The sequence below is a fragment of the Streptomyces sp. NPDC058198 genome, assembly GCF_042882605.1.
Classification (GTDB): Bacteria; Actinomycetota; Actinomycetes; order Streptomycetales; family Streptomycetaceae; genus Streptomyces.
On the sequence record NZ_JBHVVP010000004.1, the window covers coordinates 479,108 to 493,125 of the forward strand.

14 protein-coding genes and 1 tRNA gene are annotated in these 14,018 nt (G+C 70.8%); 10 read left to right on the forward strand and 5 right to left on the reverse strand.

The window, feature by feature from the left end:
* Nucleotides 1–18 precede the first annotated feature (18 nt).
* Nucleotides 19–1,422: a M1 family metallopeptidase gene (locus tag ACFVWW_RS18280; RefSeq protein WP_386878585.1), complete on the reverse strand. Its 1,404-nt coding sequence runs from the start codon at nt 1,420–1,422 to the stop codon at nt 19–21.
* 199 nt (nt 1,423–1,621) lie between these two features.
* On the opposite strand from ACFVWW_RS18280, the gene ACFVWW_RS18285 reads away from it, so the two are divergent.
* A complete protein-coding gene (locus ACFVWW_RS18285) occupies nt 1,622–2,170 on the forward strand; it encodes a hypothetical protein (RefSeq protein WP_384178654.1) in 549 nt (182 codons plus the stop codon).
* A gap of 160 nt (nt 2,171–2,330) precedes the next feature.
* On the opposite strand, the gene ACFVWW_RS18290 is transcribed toward ACFVWW_RS18285, so the two are convergent.
* Entirely contained in the window at nt 2,331–2,588 is a 258-nt protein-coding gene (locus ACFVWW_RS18290; RefSeq protein WP_384178652.1) for a hypothetical protein, read from the reverse strand.
* 111 nt (nt 2,589–2,699) lie between these two features.
* Between ACFVWW_RS18290 and ACFVWW_RS18295 the strand changes: the two genes are divergently transcribed.
* Nucleotides 2,700–3,197 (forward strand): hypothetical protein, encoded by a 498-nt coding sequence (locus ACFVWW_RS18295; protein WP_384178650.1) that lies wholly within the window; start codon nt 2,700–2,702, stop codon nt 3,195–3,197.
* A gap of 258 nt (nt 3,198–3,455) precedes the next feature.
* Here the strand turns inward: ACFVWW_RS18295 and ACFVWW_RS18300 are convergent, their stop codons facing one another.
* Nucleotides 3,456–4,193: a pentapeptide repeat-containing protein gene (locus tag ACFVWW_RS18300; protein WP_384178646.1), complete on the reverse strand. Its 738-nt coding sequence runs from the start codon at nt 4,191–4,193 to the stop codon at nt 3,456–3,458.
* Between the two features lie 98 nt (nt 4,194–4,291).
* Between ACFVWW_RS18300 and ACFVWW_RS18305 the strand changes: the two genes are divergently transcribed.
* The 3 genes from ACFVWW_RS18305 to ACFVWW_RS18315 all read left to right on the forward strand — a co-directional run bounded on the left by ACFVWW_RS18305 (nt 4,292) and on the right by ACFVWW_RS18315 (nt 8,265).
* Complete coding sequence (locus ACFVWW_RS18305) at nt 4,292–5,593, forward strand: NAD(P)-binding protein (protein ID WP_386878584.1); 1,302 nt, start codon at nt 4,292–4,294, stop codon at nt 5,591–5,593.
* A gap of 47 nt (nt 5,594–5,640) precedes the next feature.
* Nucleotides 5,641–6,639 carry a zinc-binding dehydrogenase gene (locus ACFVWW_RS18310; protein WP_386878583.1) on the forward strand — a complete coding sequence of 333 codons (999 nt, stop codon included), beginning with the start codon at nt 5,641–5,643 and terminating at the stop codon, nt 6,637–6,639.
* A gap of 93 nt (nt 6,640–6,732) precedes the next feature.
* A complete protein-coding gene (locus ACFVWW_RS18315; protein WP_386878582.1) occupies nt 6,733–8,265 on the forward strand; it encodes an MFS transporter in 1,533 nt (510 codons plus the stop codon).
* A 20-nt stretch (nt 8,266–8,285) separates the two neighbouring features.
* Here the strand turns inward: ACFVWW_RS18315 and ACFVWW_RS18320 are convergent, their stop codons facing one another.
* Nucleotides 8,286–8,768, reverse strand: a complete 483-nt coding sequence (locus ACFVWW_RS18320; protein WP_386878581.1) for a GNAT family N-acetyltransferase — start codon at nt 8,766–8,768, stop codon at nt 8,286–8,288.
* Nucleotides 8,769–8,938: 170 nt separating this feature from the next.
* On the opposite strand from ACFVWW_RS18320, the gene ACFVWW_RS18325 reads away from it, so the two are divergent.
* Both ACFVWW_RS18325 and ACFVWW_RS18330 read left to right on the forward strand, forming a co-directional pair.
* Complete coding sequence (locus tag ACFVWW_RS18325) at nt 8,939–9,595, forward strand: rhomboid-like protein (RefSeq protein ID WP_386878580.1); 657 nt, start codon at nt 8,939–8,941, stop codon at nt 9,593–9,595.
* Nucleotides 9,592–10,983, forward strand: a complete 1,392-nt coding sequence (locus tag ACFVWW_RS18330) for an NAD(P)/FAD-dependent oxidoreductase (protein ID WP_386878579.1) — start codon at nt 9,592–9,594, stop codon at nt 10,981–10,983. The genes ACFVWW_RS18325 and ACFVWW_RS18330 overlap by 4 nt, the downstream gene beginning before the upstream one ends.
* 126 nt (nt 10,984–11,109) lie before the next feature.
* Here the strand turns inward: ACFVWW_RS18330 and ACFVWW_RS18335 are convergent.
* Nucleotides 11,110–11,183 (reverse strand) — tRNA-Thr (locus tag ACFVWW_RS18335).
* A gap of 204 nt (nt 11,184–11,387) precedes the next feature.
* On the opposite strand from ACFVWW_RS18335, the gene ACFVWW_RS18340 reads away from it, so the two are divergent.
* From ACFVWW_RS18340 to ACFVWW_RS18350, 3 genes are all read left to right on the forward strand, one after another.
* Nucleotides 11,388–12,512, forward strand: a complete 1,125-nt coding sequence (locus ACFVWW_RS18340) for an ABC transporter ATP-binding protein (RefSeq protein ID WP_384178631.1) — start codon at nt 11,388–11,390, stop codon at nt 12,510–12,512.
* 222 nt (nt 12,513–12,734) lie between these two features.
* The gene (locus tag ACFVWW_RS18345; protein WP_386878578.1) at nt 12,735–13,157 is read left to right on the forward strand and encodes a hypothetical protein; all 423 of its coding nucleotides are present in this window, start codon (nt 12,735–12,737) and stop codon (nt 13,155–13,157) included.
* Between the two features lie 38 nt (nt 13,158–13,195).
* Nucleotides 13,196–13,912 carry an NDP-sugar synthase gene (locus ACFVWW_RS18350; RefSeq protein ID WP_384178625.1) on the forward strand — a complete coding sequence of 239 codons (717 nt, stop codon included), beginning with the start codon at nt 13,196–13,198 and terminating at the stop codon, nt 13,910–13,912.
* The last annotated feature ends 106 nt before the right edge of the window (nt 13,913–14,018 follow it).

Genomic DNA, 14,018 nt, shown 5'->3' on the forward strand with positions numbered 1-14,018 from the left:
ACGGAAGCCCGCTCTTGGTCACAGGAGCGGCGGCTTGCCCTTGCCGTACAGCCAGCCGTTCCACACCCCGCCGAGGGGCCGGCCCGCCTCCTTCTCCGCGTACGCCGTGAAGTCGCGCGTGGAGGCGTTGCCATGACGGTACGTCCGCAGCCAGCCCCGCAGGATGGAGAAGAACAGGTCGTCGCCCACGGTCACCCGGAGCCGGTGCAGGACCATCGCCCCGCGTCCGTACACCGGCGCGCGCGAGATGTCCGCCGCGGAGGGCGGATCGGACGGCGGGAAGGTCCAGTTGTCGTCATCGTCGTACGCCTCGGCGAAGTTCTCCCGTACGGGTACGTCGTTGGTGTCCTCCTCCCAGAGCCATTCCGTGTACTCCGCGAACCCCTCGTTGAGCCACATGTCCCGCCAGGACTCCGGGGTGACGGAATTGCCGAACCACTGATGGGCCAGCTCGTGGACCAGCGTCCCGAGACCGGTCGGGCCGGGGAGGAAGGGCCTGTTCTGGGTCTCCAGGGCGTACCCGGAGTCGTCCCGCTGTCCGATGACCACACCGGTGGAGGAGAAGGGGTACGGACCAAGGGTCTTCTCCCCCCACGCGATGATCCCGGGGACCGCCGCGACCAGGTCCGCGCTGTCCTCGGCGACGGTCGGATCGACCGCCGAGTAGACGGGCAACGCGCCCTTCGATCCCCTCGTCGCCTTGGTCTCGTACGGGCCGATGGCGACCATGGCCAGATAACTCGCCATCGGCTCCGCGCAGTGCCAGTCGAAGGCGGTACGGCCGGCCGTCGTACGCTCGCTCGTCAACTCGCCGTTGGAGATGGCCTTGAGCCCCGTGGGCACGGTGACCCGGATGTCGTACGACGCCTTGTCGCGCGGGTGGTGATTGCCCGGGAACCACGCCATCGAGCCGGTCGGCTCGCCCAGCCCGACCGCCCGCTCCCCCGACCTGAGCCAGCCCTCCTCCGACTCGTCGGGGTCGGTGATCGTCCGCGGCGCGCCGGAGTAGCGGACGACCGTACGGAAGGTGTCGCCCCGGCCGAGGGCGGCGGGGGGCCGCAAGGTGAGTTCCGTACCGGCCCGGTGGACGGTGGCCCTCCGGCCGTCGACGGTCGCGGAGTCGACCGTCATCCCGGCGAAGTCGAGATTGAAGGCGCTGAGGTTCTGGGTGGCGCGGGCGGTGATCTCGGCGGTGCCCTGAAGCCGGCCGGTGGCCGGGGCGTAGTCGAGGGTCAGTCCGTAGTGCGTGACGTCGTAGCCGCCGTTGCCGATCTGCGGGAAGTACGGATCGCGCAGGCTCGCCGCGCCCGGCCGGGCGTGCGCACCGCCGTCGGTGCAGCCGGCGAGGACGGCCAGAGCCATGGCGAGGGGTACGGCTACGGCTACGACACGGCCTGGGGCTGCGGGAGTGCGCTGGTCCACGCGGTGATCGTAGGCCGCGGAGGGCGGCGGACGGCTGCGGCACGGCTCGGCGGCGGGGCGTCGGCGTGTTGATGATGTTTGGTCGAAGGGCGGTACTTCGATGCGGTGAACCCGCGGGTGATCTTGGTTGGTGGAGCGCCGGGCGTAGCAGCCTTCCTGTGACCGGGCGCTTCCCGCGCCCTGACGGAAGGACACCACCATGCTGCGCACCGTCGCAGGTACGTTCGCCGCAGTCGCCGCTCTCGGCATCGGCGTAGCCGCCCCCGCAGTCGCCGCTCCGGTGCCGGTGACGGGCCTGAACTGTGACGGCGACACCTACAAGTGCACCGCCAACCTCCGCTTCGGCGACGGCAACTGGAAGGCGAACTGGAACGTCAGCGTCTTCCACCAGGCGACCAGGACCGTGACCCCGACCGTGGCCGCGCCGTCCATGGCGGCCCCGTTCCTGGCGGCGTCGGCCCCGAGAGCCGCGGCCCCCGTGCCGGTGACGGGGCTGAACTGTGACGGCGACACGTACAAGTGCACCGCCAACCTCCAGTTCGGCGACGGCAAGTGGAAGGCCAGCTGGAACGTCAGCGTGTTCCACCAGGCGACCAGGGCCGCGACACCGGCCCTGGCGGCCAAGGCCCCCGTGCCGGTCACCGGCCTGAGCTGCGACGGCGACACCAACAAGTGCACCGCCAACCTCAAGTTCGGGGACGGCAACTGGAAGGCCGCCTGGAACGTGACCGTCTTCCACCAGGCGTGACGCACGGCCTCCGGTCCGGCGTGCGCCGCGCATCCGCCGAGCGTTGTCAGGGCATCGCTCGGAGCGCGCCACGCGCCGGACCAGAGGCCACACCGAACCGCGCCGGCGGACTCTCGCCCCGGCCGGCCCCGCGCGCCCGCACTTGATCAGATCCGCGCGCTCACTTGATCAGATCGTTGCCGGCCTTCACCGCGTCGGACCCGGCCTTCACCGCGCCCTTCACGGCGCCCACCTTCTTCTCCACCTTGTCCCCGGCGATACCGTCAGCGACCGGCTCGGCCTTCGCTCCGGCGGCAGCCGCGGTCTGGGCCGCGCCACTCAGGGTTCCGCCGAAGTCGGCTGCCTGGGCGGCGGGCGCGACGGCGGCGAGGAGCGCGGAGCCGGCCGCCGCGGTGGTGAGGAATCGACGCATGTTCATGAGCGGTACAACGCGCGGGCAGGTCCCCAGGACACGCCCGGCACACGCCCTGATCCCCTCCGCGCCCGGGGCCGCGCGGCCCGCGCGGCCGGCCGTGACACCATCGGGCCCGTGCTCGACATCGGCTACTCCCTCTCCCGGCGCTTCCCGGATCCCCCGCAGACCGACTACCGCCTCGCGGACGTCCGGGCGCTGCGCCACGACCTCTTCTGCGGGGACGTCTATCTCGCGGACACCAAGGCGGACCGCGAGGTGTCCACAGCCTGGGGATGGGTGCCGGTGCTGGACTTCGCCTGGGCGCTGTGCGACATCGTCGAGCAGCTCGACCGCGACCCGCGCGGCAGCCGGGCGGCCAAGCCGCAGTACGCCGAGCTGGACTTCACCGAGTCGGCCGACCGCATGCTCTTCCAGCGGCGCTTCGGCTGGGTCGATGTGGAGGCCGACTGGATGCCCGGCGACGAGCCCCCGCTCAACTTCAGCCACCGGCTGCTGCGCCGTGAGGCACGCGACTTCCTGCACGATCTGATCGCGGACCTCACCGATATGCACGAGGGCCTGGCCGACAACCCGATCGTCTGGGATCTCCAGTCCCGCTTCCCCCGCGCCTGACCAGCTACGTTGTAGGACCCACGCATCGCCCCCACAGCGTGGTCACAGACCCCACTCAACGAGTTTCGAATCGGCAGGCGTACATCCCGCATCACCGGGCAGACGAGGACTTGCCGAGGTACTGCTGGGAACCGGGCGACCTGTTCCTCCCCCCACAGAAGGCCGTACCTCTGGAGCACCACGAAGGCCCCGGCCCATCCCCCCAGGTCGGGGCCTTCGAAAATCCCCGCCCCGGGGCGAGTGTCCGGCGGACAGGACCTAGTCCTCCACCCGGACTCCTATCTGCGCCGCGAACGCCGGTGCCAGCTGGAGCAGTTGCGCCGAGTTGATCACCGCGCCCGACAGCCGTTCCAGCCCGCGCGCGATATCCAGCTCGGCGACCGTCCGCAGATCGACGTCCTTCATCCGTACGCCGCTCAGATCCGCCCGCCTGAGCACGCAGTCCCGGAACTCCACCCGCTCCAGCTCCGCGCCCGCGAAGTCCGCCTCCGACAGGACGCAGCCCTCGAAGACCACATCCTTCAGCCGGGCGTCCCGCAGATTCAGATAGTCGATCTTCCCGCCCCGGAACAGCACCCGCTCCAGCACGGCGCCGTGCAACTGCGCGCCGCCGAGGCGCGCGTCGACCACCTCCACATCGCGCAGCGACGCCCCCGCGAGATCCGTGCCCACCCCCCGGACACCGCTGAGCACGCAATCGATGAACCGCGCCCGCACGAGCGTCGTCTCGTCCAGCGCGCAGTCCCGCAGCGCGCAGTCGATGAACCGCGCGCCAGGACCGTCCTGTCCGCCCAGGTCGAGGTCCTTGAACTCCAGCCCGTCGTAATCACCGTCCGGGTCGAGCCCGCCGCCGTACGGACTCAGCGGCGGCAGCCGCACCTCCGCCCGCCGCACCTCCACCCGCTTCGCCGAAGCCCCTCTCGCCCCTCTCGCCCCGGACGACCCGCTCGCACCACTCGTACCGCTCGCACCGCTCTTCGTCGCCTTCCGTGCCATGCCCCCATGGTGACGCACGCCACTGACAACGCTCCGATGTCACATCGGGACGGCCGGCATCCGTCACATCGGTGAGAGCGAGCGAAGGAGAAACCGTCATGAATCCCAGGAATCGCGTCACCGTCGTCGGGGGCGGGTTCGCCGGGCTCACCGCGGCCATCACCGCCGTCGAGTCGGGCGCGCACGTCACCCTCTACGAGGCCCACCACACCCTCGGCGGGCGGGCACGCACCGCGGAGGGCCCGTATCTGACCAACGAAGGACCGCATGCCCTGTACCGCGGCGGGCCGCACTGGGCCTGGCTGCGGCAGCGCGATCTGCTCGGCCCGATGGCCGGCGTGTCCCTGCGCGAAGGGCTCCGCTTCCGCTTCCACCGCGGCGGCGCGCTGCGCAGGACCCCGCCCCTCGGCCTGCTCGCACTCGCCCGCCGCAAGGCGGGACAGGCCCCGGTGGACGTCGACTTCATGACCTGGGCCACCGAGGTGGCGGGCCCGCACACGGCCCGCACCGCCGCGAACTGTGCCGCCGTCGCCGTCTATCACCACGACCCGGGCGCGCTCTCCGCCGCCTTCGTCCAGGAGCGGCTGCGGCGCGCCACCTCGCTGCCGCCCGAGGCCCGCTTCCCGGTCGGCGGCTGGGGCCGGCTGATCGACCGGATGGCCGCGCACGCCTGGAATCTGGGTGTCCGGATCGAGACGGCCGCCCGGATCGACACCGTTCCCGAGGACACCCCCGTCATCGTCGCGACCTCCCTGGAAGCGGCCCGCCGCCTTCTCAAGGACGACAGCCTGCGCTGGCCCGGCGGCCGTACCGCCCTGCTCGATCTGGCGCTGCGTACGGGCAGGGGCGAGCCGTTCGTCATCTCCGACCTCGACGCCCCCGGCTGGCTCGAACGGTTCACCTCGCAGGACCCGTCCCTCGCCCCGGCCGGCGAACAGCTGCTCCAGGGGCAGTTCCCGGTCGGCCCCGGCGACTCCAGGGCGGACGGCATCGCCCGCGCCGAAGCCCTGCTCGACCTGGGGTTCCCCGGCTGGCGCGAGCGCACCGTGTGGCGGCGCGAGGCCCTCGCGACCGGCCGTACGGGAGCCGTCGACCTGCCGGGCACCACCTGGCGCGACCGGCCCCGGATCGACCGCGGCAATGGCATCCAGCTGGCCGGCGACCAGGTCGCGGCGCCCGGCGTGCTCTGCGAGGTGGCGTTCAACAGCGCGATCGGGGCGGCCGCCCTGGCCCTCGGGCAGCTGAAGCACCTGAAGGCCCCGAGGGGCGCCAAGGGCCTTACGCCCCCGAGGGGCGGCGCGGGATCCTCGAGGGGCGGCACGGGATCCTCGAAGGGCGGTCAAGGTTTCACGCCCCCGTCGGACCCGGGGCCGACGCCGCTTGACCTCAAGCATGGTTGAGGTCGGAGGCTGATTCCCGCAGCCAGCCGACCCCTAGGGAGCCCACCATGCGCGCCGTCCGCCTCCACGCCTTCGGTCCCGCCGAGAACCTCACGTACGAGCGGACGGAGGACCCCGTCCCCGGCCCCGGCCAGGTCCGGATCGCCGTCGCCGCCGCCGGGGTCCATCTCCTCGACACCGCCCTGCGCCAGGGGATGCGGGGCCCGTACCCGGCCCCGGCGGAACTGCCCACCGTCCCCGGCCGGGAGGTGGCCGGCACGGTCGAGGCGCTCGGCGAGGGCGCGGACGCCGGCTGGCTCGGCAAGCGCGTCGTGGCGCATCTCGGCATGGCCCCCGGCGGGTACGCGGAGCTCGCCGTCACCGACACCGCCCGGCTCCACGAGATCCCGGCCGGGCTCGACGAGGCCGAGGCGGTCGCCATGATCGGCACGGGGCGTACGACGATGGGCATCCTGCAGTTCACGGACCTGGGCCCCGGTGACATCGCGCTCGTACCGGCCGCGGCGGGTGGCATCGGCACGCTCCTCGTCCAGTACGCGAAGAACGCCGGTGCCACCGTCATCGGCCTCGCCGGCGGCCCCGCCAAGGTCGCCCGGGTCGCCGCGAACGGCGCGGACCTGGCCGTCGACTACACCCTGTCCGACTGGCCGGAGCGGGTAACCGCCTATCTGGGTGACCGGGGCGCGACCGTCGTCTTCGACTCCGTCGGCGGGGCGGCCGGACTGGCCGCCGTCGGCCTTCTCGCCAAAGGCGGCAAGCACCTCGTCTTCGGCTGGTCCGGCGAGGGCCTGCACGACGGGTCGCCGCTGACGTTCACCGACGAGGAACTGACGGAGCGCGGCATCACATCCGAGTCCGTCCTCGGTCCCGTGATGCTCCAGAAGGCGGGCGGCGACGTACGCGTACTCGAAGAGCGCGCCCTCGCCGAGGCCGCGGCGGGCCGCCTGCGCCCCGCCGTACAGCGCTTCCCGCTCGCCGAGGCGGCGCGGGCCCACCGCGCGCTGGAGACCCGCGGAACCATGGGGAAAGTCGTCCTGGATCCGTAGCGGCGGGCCCTGGGAATCGCGAGGGGCGAAGAGGACCGATTCATGGTGTTGTGGGTGAGGTCCGACAGAGATCCACTGCGAAGGAAGATCTCGATGAGCGAGGACCCAGAGCCCCCAGAGCCCGGCACCTCCGAGACCGACACCTCCGAGACCGACACCCACCGCTGGTGGGCCCTGGCCGTCATCGCGACCGCCCAGCTCATGGTCGTACTCGACGCCACCATCGTGAACATCGCGCTGCCCTCGGCCCAACGGGAGCTCGGCCTCACCAACGGCAACCGGCAGTGGGTGATCACCGCGTACACCCTCGCCTTCGGCGGACTCCTCCTGCTCGGCGGCCGTATCGCCGACCTCGTCGGCCGTAAGCGCACCTTCATCATCGGACTGATCGGCTTCGCGGCGGCGTCCTCGATCGGCGGCGCCTCCAGCGGCCCCGAGATGCTTTTCGCCGCCCGCGCGCTCCAGGGCGTCTTCGCCGCCCTCCTCGCCCCGTCCGCGCTCTCGCTGCTCACCACCACCTTCACCAGCGGCAACGACCGCGCCAAGGCTTTCGGGATCTTCAGCGCCATCGCGGGCGGCGGCTCCGCCATCGGCCTGCTGCTCGGCGGCGTCCTCACCGAATACCTCAGCTGGCGCTGGTGCCTCTACGTCAATGTCCCGATCGCCGTCATCGCCGTCATCGGCGCGTTCACCCTCCTCAGCGACCGGGCCGGCACACGCGGGGCGCACCTCGACATCCCCGGCGTCATCCTGGGCTGCGGCGGACTCGTCGCCATCGTCTACGGACTCAGCGAAGCCCAGTCCGACAGCTGGACCGCCCCGCTCGTCCTCGGCCTGCTCTTCGGTGGAATCGCGCTCCTCTGCGCCTTCACCTGGTGGCAGACCCGCTCGCCCGCCCCGCTGCTGCCCCTGCGCATCGTCCGTGACCGCAACCGGGGCGGCTCCGTACTCATCATGTGCCTGACGACCATCGGGCTGTTCGGGGCGTTCCTCTTCATGACGTACTTCCTGCAGAACATCCTCGGCTACTCGCCGCTGAGGACCGGCCTCGCCTTCCTGCCGTTGTCCGCCGCGATCATCATCGGAGCCACCCAGATCTCCGCCCGGCTGCTGCCCCGCGTCGGGCCACGGTTTCTGCTGACCCCGGGACTGCTGCTCGCCGCGGGCGGGCTGTACTCCCTGACCTTCATCGACACGCATTCCAGCTACCCGGCCCACATCCTGCCCGGCACCACGCTGCTCGGCCTCGGCCTCGGGCTCACCTTCATGCCCGCCATCGCCACCGGCACCTCGGGAGTGCCCCCGAAGGACGCGGGCGTCACCTCCGCGACCGTCAACACCGCGCAGCAGGTCGGCGGCTCCATCGGAACGGCGCTGCTGAACACCATCGCGACGACCACGACGAGCGCCTACCTGGCGACCCATCTCGCCGAAGCGGCCAGAAAGGGCGGCCTCACCCCGGCCGAGAAGGCCAATATCGTGAACACGGGCACCGTCCACGGCTTCACCGTCGCCATCGCCTGGGCGGCCGTCATCCTGGTCGTCGCGGCGGTCATCGCCGCGGTCCTCGTCACCGCCGGCTCACCCCGCAGCCGCGAGGCGGCCGAAGCCGCCGCGCGCACCTGACGCCGTGCACACCTGGCCGTCTAGTCGGCGGCGGGCCCACCCAGCGCGCCCAGCGGCTCGTCCGTCAGCCGGAACACCGTCCACCCGTCCTTGGGCCGCGCGCCCAGCGACCGGTAGAACGCGATCGACGGCTCGTTCCAGTCCAGGACCGACCACTCCAGCCGCTCGTAGCCGCGCTCCACACAGATCCGCGCCAGCTCCGTCAGCAGCGCCGTACCGTACCCGCCGCCGCGCCGCTCAGGACGTACGTACAGGTCCTCCAGATAGATGCCGTGCACCCCGCGCCAGGTCGAGAAGCTCAGGAACCACAGCGCGAACCCCACCGCCTCCCCGTCGTCCGACTCCGCGATATGCGCGAACGCCGCGGGCCGCTCACCGAACAGCGCCTCACGCAGCTGCTCCTCGGACGCCCGGACCTCGTCCAGAGCCTTCTCATACGCCGCCAGCTCACGGATCATCGCGTGGATCACCGGAACATCAGCGGCTGTGGCAGTACGAATCATGACCGCAGCCTGCCCTCTTCCCCGGCCACGGCGCCAGCGGCGACCGAGCGACGGACACCGATCGGGGCCGAGCGCCCGCGACGAACACGAGATCGGGGCCGAGCGCCGCCCACTCCGGATCCGGAATGTCGATCACGTCCCGGATCCGGCGGCCGTGCGTGAATCGGCCCATGCGCCGCATCCTCCACACCGTCCGTACCTGGATCACGCGCGCCCCCGGTACCTACCTCTGGCTGGCCGCCCTCTTCGTCACCACCGTCGCCCTCCACCACATGTCGCCCGAATTCGAGAAGCAATTCCTGCTCCAGCGCTCCACCAACATCCACGAACTGTCCACCAACCCCGTCCGCGTCCTCATCGCCAGCGCCTTCTGGATCGACAGCGGCAGCTGGCTCCCCTACGCCCTGCTGTACACCCTCTTCCACGCCCCTGCGGAACACTGGCTCGGCACCCCGCGCTGGCTCGCCGTCGTCGCCCTCGCCCACATCGGCGCCACCCTCATCAGCGAAGGCGTCCTCGGCTGGGCCATCCACCACGGCCACGCCCCGCAATCCGCCCTCAACACCCTCGACGTCGGGGTCAGCTACGCCCTCGCCGGAGTCGTCGCCGTCCTCACCTACCGCGTCCCCCGCCCCTGGCACCTGCCCTATCTGGCCGTCGTCCTCATCTTCTTCGGCACCCCGCTCTTCACCAGCCGCAGCTTCACCGACCTCGGCCACTTCGCCGCCGTCCTCATCGGTCTCGCCTGCTACCCCCTCACCCGCGGCCGCCGCCCCCGGCAGAACCTGGACAAAAATACGAACAACGGTGTACGAACACCCTCATGACGAGCACGATCAACGGCGGCATCTCCTTCTGGTACGCGCAGGACGGCATCCCCGCCCCCCGGGAGCCACTCCCCGGCGACGCGACCGCCGACGTCTGCATCGTCGGCGGCGGCTACACCGGCCTCTGGACGGCCTACTACCTCAAAAAGGCCGTCCCCTTCCTCAACATCACCGTCCTCGAAGCCAAGTTCTGCGGCTACGGCGCCTCAGGGCGCAACGGCGGCTGGCTCTACAACGGCATCGCGGGCCGCGACCGCTACGCCCGGCTCCACGGCCACGACGCCGCCGTACGCCTCCAGCAGGCCATGAACGACACCGTCGACGAAGTCGTCCGCGCCGCGGCGGAGGAGAACATCGACGCCGACATCCACCAGGGCGGCGTCCTCGAAGTCGCCTACACCCCGGCCCAGCTCGCCCGCCTCAAGGCCCACCACGCCGCCGAGATCGCCTTCGGCGAAACCGACCGCACCCTCCACGGCGCCCGCGAAACCGCGGACCGCGTCCGCGTCACCGGCGCGGTCGGCTCCAGCTGGAGCCCGCACGGCGCCCGGCTGCACCCCGTCAAGCTGGTCAAGGGCCTCGCCGCGGCCGTCGAAGCGCTCGGCGTCACCATCCACGAATCGACACCCGTCACCGAGATCAAGCCCAAACACGCCATCACCCCGTACGGCACCGTCCGCGCGCCCTACGTCCTGCGCTGCACCGAAGGCTTCACCGCGGCCCTCAAGGGCGCCCGCCGCACCTGGCTCCCGATGAACTCCTCGATGATCGCCACCGAGCCCCTGCCCGCCGCCATCTGGGACACCATCGGCTGGGACGGCCGCGAAACCCTCGGTGACATGGCCCACACCTACATGTACGCCCAGCGCACCGCCGACGACCGCATCGCCCTCGGCGGCCGCGGCTACCCGTACCGCTACGGCTCGAAGACCGACAACGACGGCCGCACCCAGGCCGCCACCATCGAAGCCCTGCGCGACATCCTCGTCCGCTTCTTCCCCACCACCGCGGGCGTCCGCATCGACCACGCCTGGTCCGGCGTCCTCGGCGTCCCCCGCGACTGGTGCGCCACCGTCACCCTCGACCGCTCCACCGGCCTCGGCTGGGCCGGCGGCTACGTGGGCTCCGGCGTCGCCACCACCAACCTCGCGGCCCGCACCCTCCGCGACCTGATCCAGCAGGACTCCGGCCAGTCGGGCCCCACGGACCTCACCACCCTGCCCTGGGTCAACCACAAGGTCCGCAAATGGGAGCCGGAACCCTTCCGCTGGCTCGGCGTCCACGGTATGTACGCGGCCTACCGCACCGCCGACCGCCAAGAATCCACCGCCCGCACCACCACAACCCACCCCATAGCCCGCACCGCCAACCGCATCTCCGGCCGCTGAACACCCCCCAAAGCCCAGGCCCCCACCACCGGCCTGGGCTCCCGGCGGCACGCGCGCCGGCGCCGTCGCCGGGTTCGTTGAACGGAAAAGCCCAGCTCAGAGGCGTCTCTGGGCTGGGCTTCGCGGAGCCCCCTGTCGGATTCGAACCGACGACCTACGCATTACAAGTGCGTTGCTCTGGCCAACTGAGCTAAGGAGGCGTGCCGGAGCAGTGTAACCGGCCTGGATCACCGGCCGGTCGGGAATTTCATGTCCGCCGGACTACTGACAGATCAGGGATCGCCAGGTAGCGTCACCTCAAGTTCACCCAGGTGGACTAGACCCATCTTCCGCCCCACGGCGGCAGAACCATTCCTTTACTCGGATCGTCCGGCACGTTCCTGCCGGTGGAGGGACACATCACCATGGCAACTGTCTCGTTCGACAAGGCAACCCGTGTCTACCCGGGTTCCACCAAGCCCGCTGTCGACCAGCTCGAACTTCATGTCGCGGACGGCGAGTTCCTCGTCCTCGTCGGTCCTTCCGGTTGTGGCAAGTCGACCTCCCTGCGCATGCTCGCGGGTCTTGAGGACGTCAACGGCGGCGTCATCCGTATCGGTGACCGCGATGTCACGCACCTGCCGCCGAAGGACCGGGACATCGCGATGGTGTTCCAGAACTACGCGCTGTACCCACACATGTCCGTCGCCGACAACATGGGCTTCGCGCTCAAGATCGCCGGCGTGAACAAGGCGGAGATACGCAAGAAGGTCGAAGAGGCCGCGAAGATCCTCGACCTCACCGAGTACCTGGACCGCAAGCCGAAGGCGCTCTCCGGTGGTCAGCGTCAGCGTGTCGCGATGGGCCGCGCCATCGTGCGTGAGCCGCAGGTATTCCTCATGGACGAGCCGCTGTCGAACCTGGACGCCAAGCTCCGTGTCTCCACCCGTACGCAGATCGCCTCGCTGCAGCGCCGCCTCGGCATCACCACCGTGTACGTGACCCACGACCAGGTCGAGGCCATGACCATGGGTGACCGGGTCGCGGTCCTCAAGGACGGTCTGCTCCAGCAGGTGGACTCGCCGCGCAACATGTACGACCGCCCGGCCAACCTCTTCGTCGCCGGCTTCATCGGCTCCCCCGCCATGAACCTGGTCGAGGTGCCGATCACCGACGGTGGCGTGAAGTTCGGCAACAGCGTCGTCCCGGTCTCCCGTGAGGCGCTCTCCGCCGCCGCGGACAAGGGCGACAGCACCGTCACGGTCGGTGTCCGTCCCGAGCACTTCGACATCGTCGAGGAGGGCGGCGCCGCCGGTGCGCTCTCCAAGGACGCCCCGGCCGGTCTGGCCGTGACCGTCAACGTCGTGGAGGAGCTGGGCGCCGACGGTTACGTCTACGGCACCGCCGACCTCGGCAGCGAGAAGAAGGAGCTCGTGGTCCGGGTCAACGGCCGCTCCGTGCCGGACAAGGGCGCCACGCTGCACGTCGTGCCGCGCGCGGGCGAGACGCACGTCTTCTCGACCTCGACCGGCGAGCGTCTGACTGACTGATCCACCTGCGCACCCACGCGTTCGCGCCGCGCAACGGCCCGAATTCGTCCGCACGGCCCCGCACTTCGGTGCGGGGCCGTTTGCGTATGTCGATAAATACCCCGGCAGACCGGTCATTTCAGACGGGCTTGTCAACACTGGATTCGAAAAAACCTATCGAACCATCCCCCGGCAGAGTGACTAAATGTCGCCAAATCATCACTGACCGCTACGCTCGCCAGCGTGACCCACACAGCCCGCCGTATCGGCCGAACTCTCGCTCTCGTACTGCCCGTCGTCCTGGTGCTCTCCGGCACCCTCGCGGTCGCCCGCGTCCCGTGGGCGGCCGACCACTCCGACTCGCGGATTCTGACCGCTTCCTCGGACACCGCCTCAATCCCGGCCATCGCCCGTACCCCCCAGGACACTCTGCGCGACCAGCTTCTCGTAGAACTCCAGGAGAAGGATCCGGGAATCGCCCTGACCCATCTCCAGCGGCGGATCGAGGAGCGCCCGTCGCTCGCCCGGCACTGCATGTCGATCGCCCGGGCCCTCGGCCGCGCCGCCGTGGCCGCGTACGGACCGACCCGCGCGCAGTCGTTCTCGCGTCCCGTGTGCGACACGTCGTTCGCGTACGGGGTCTCCCAGCAGACCGCGGGGAGCTGACCGCCGGCTCCCTGTCCGCCCCGCCTATGGTTCACGGCATGCATACGTATCCGACGCAGGCCGTGGTCCTCGCGGGCGGCCAGGGGTCGCGGCTGCGCCCGTACACCGATGACCGTCCCAAGCCGATGGTCGAGATTCCCGGAACGGGAACCCCGATCATCGGCCATCAGCTTGCCTGGCTCGCCGCCGAGGGCGTGACGCACGCCGTCGTCTCGTGCGGCCATCTCGCCGAGGTCCTGCAGGAGTGGCTGGACTCGGCGGACCTTCCGCTGCGTGTCACCACCGTGGTGGAAACCGAGCCCCTGGGGCGCGGCGGGGGCCTCAAGTACGCCGCCGCCCGGCTGCCGGAGCCCGATCAGCCGTGGTACGCCACCAACGGCGATATCTGGACGCGCTTCTCGCTGCGCGACATGGCCGCGTTCCACGCCGAGCGCGATGCCACCGCCACGCTCGCCCTCGCCCGCCCCCGGATCCCGTGGGGAGCCGTCGAGACCGACGAGTTCGGCCATGTCCTCGACTTCATCGAGTCGCCTCCGTCGCCCTATCTGATCAACGCGGGTGTGTACGTGTTCTCCGCGGCCTTCGTCGGGCTGCTGCCGGACCGCGGCGACCATGAGCGGACCACCTTCCCCCGGCTCGCGCGCGAGCGCCGGCTCGCGGGCTACCCGCTGCCGAACGGGGCGTACTGGCGGGCCATCGATACCGCGAAGGACCTCACGGAGGCGGCCAAGGAGCTTGCCGCCGGGGCTCGCTGACGCATGCAGACAGCGCACGCAATACGGCACAGGTAATACGAGTGTCGTACTGAATGCAGGCGGGAGGGGCGGCCACCCCCCCCCCCGGGGGGCCCCCCGCCCCCCC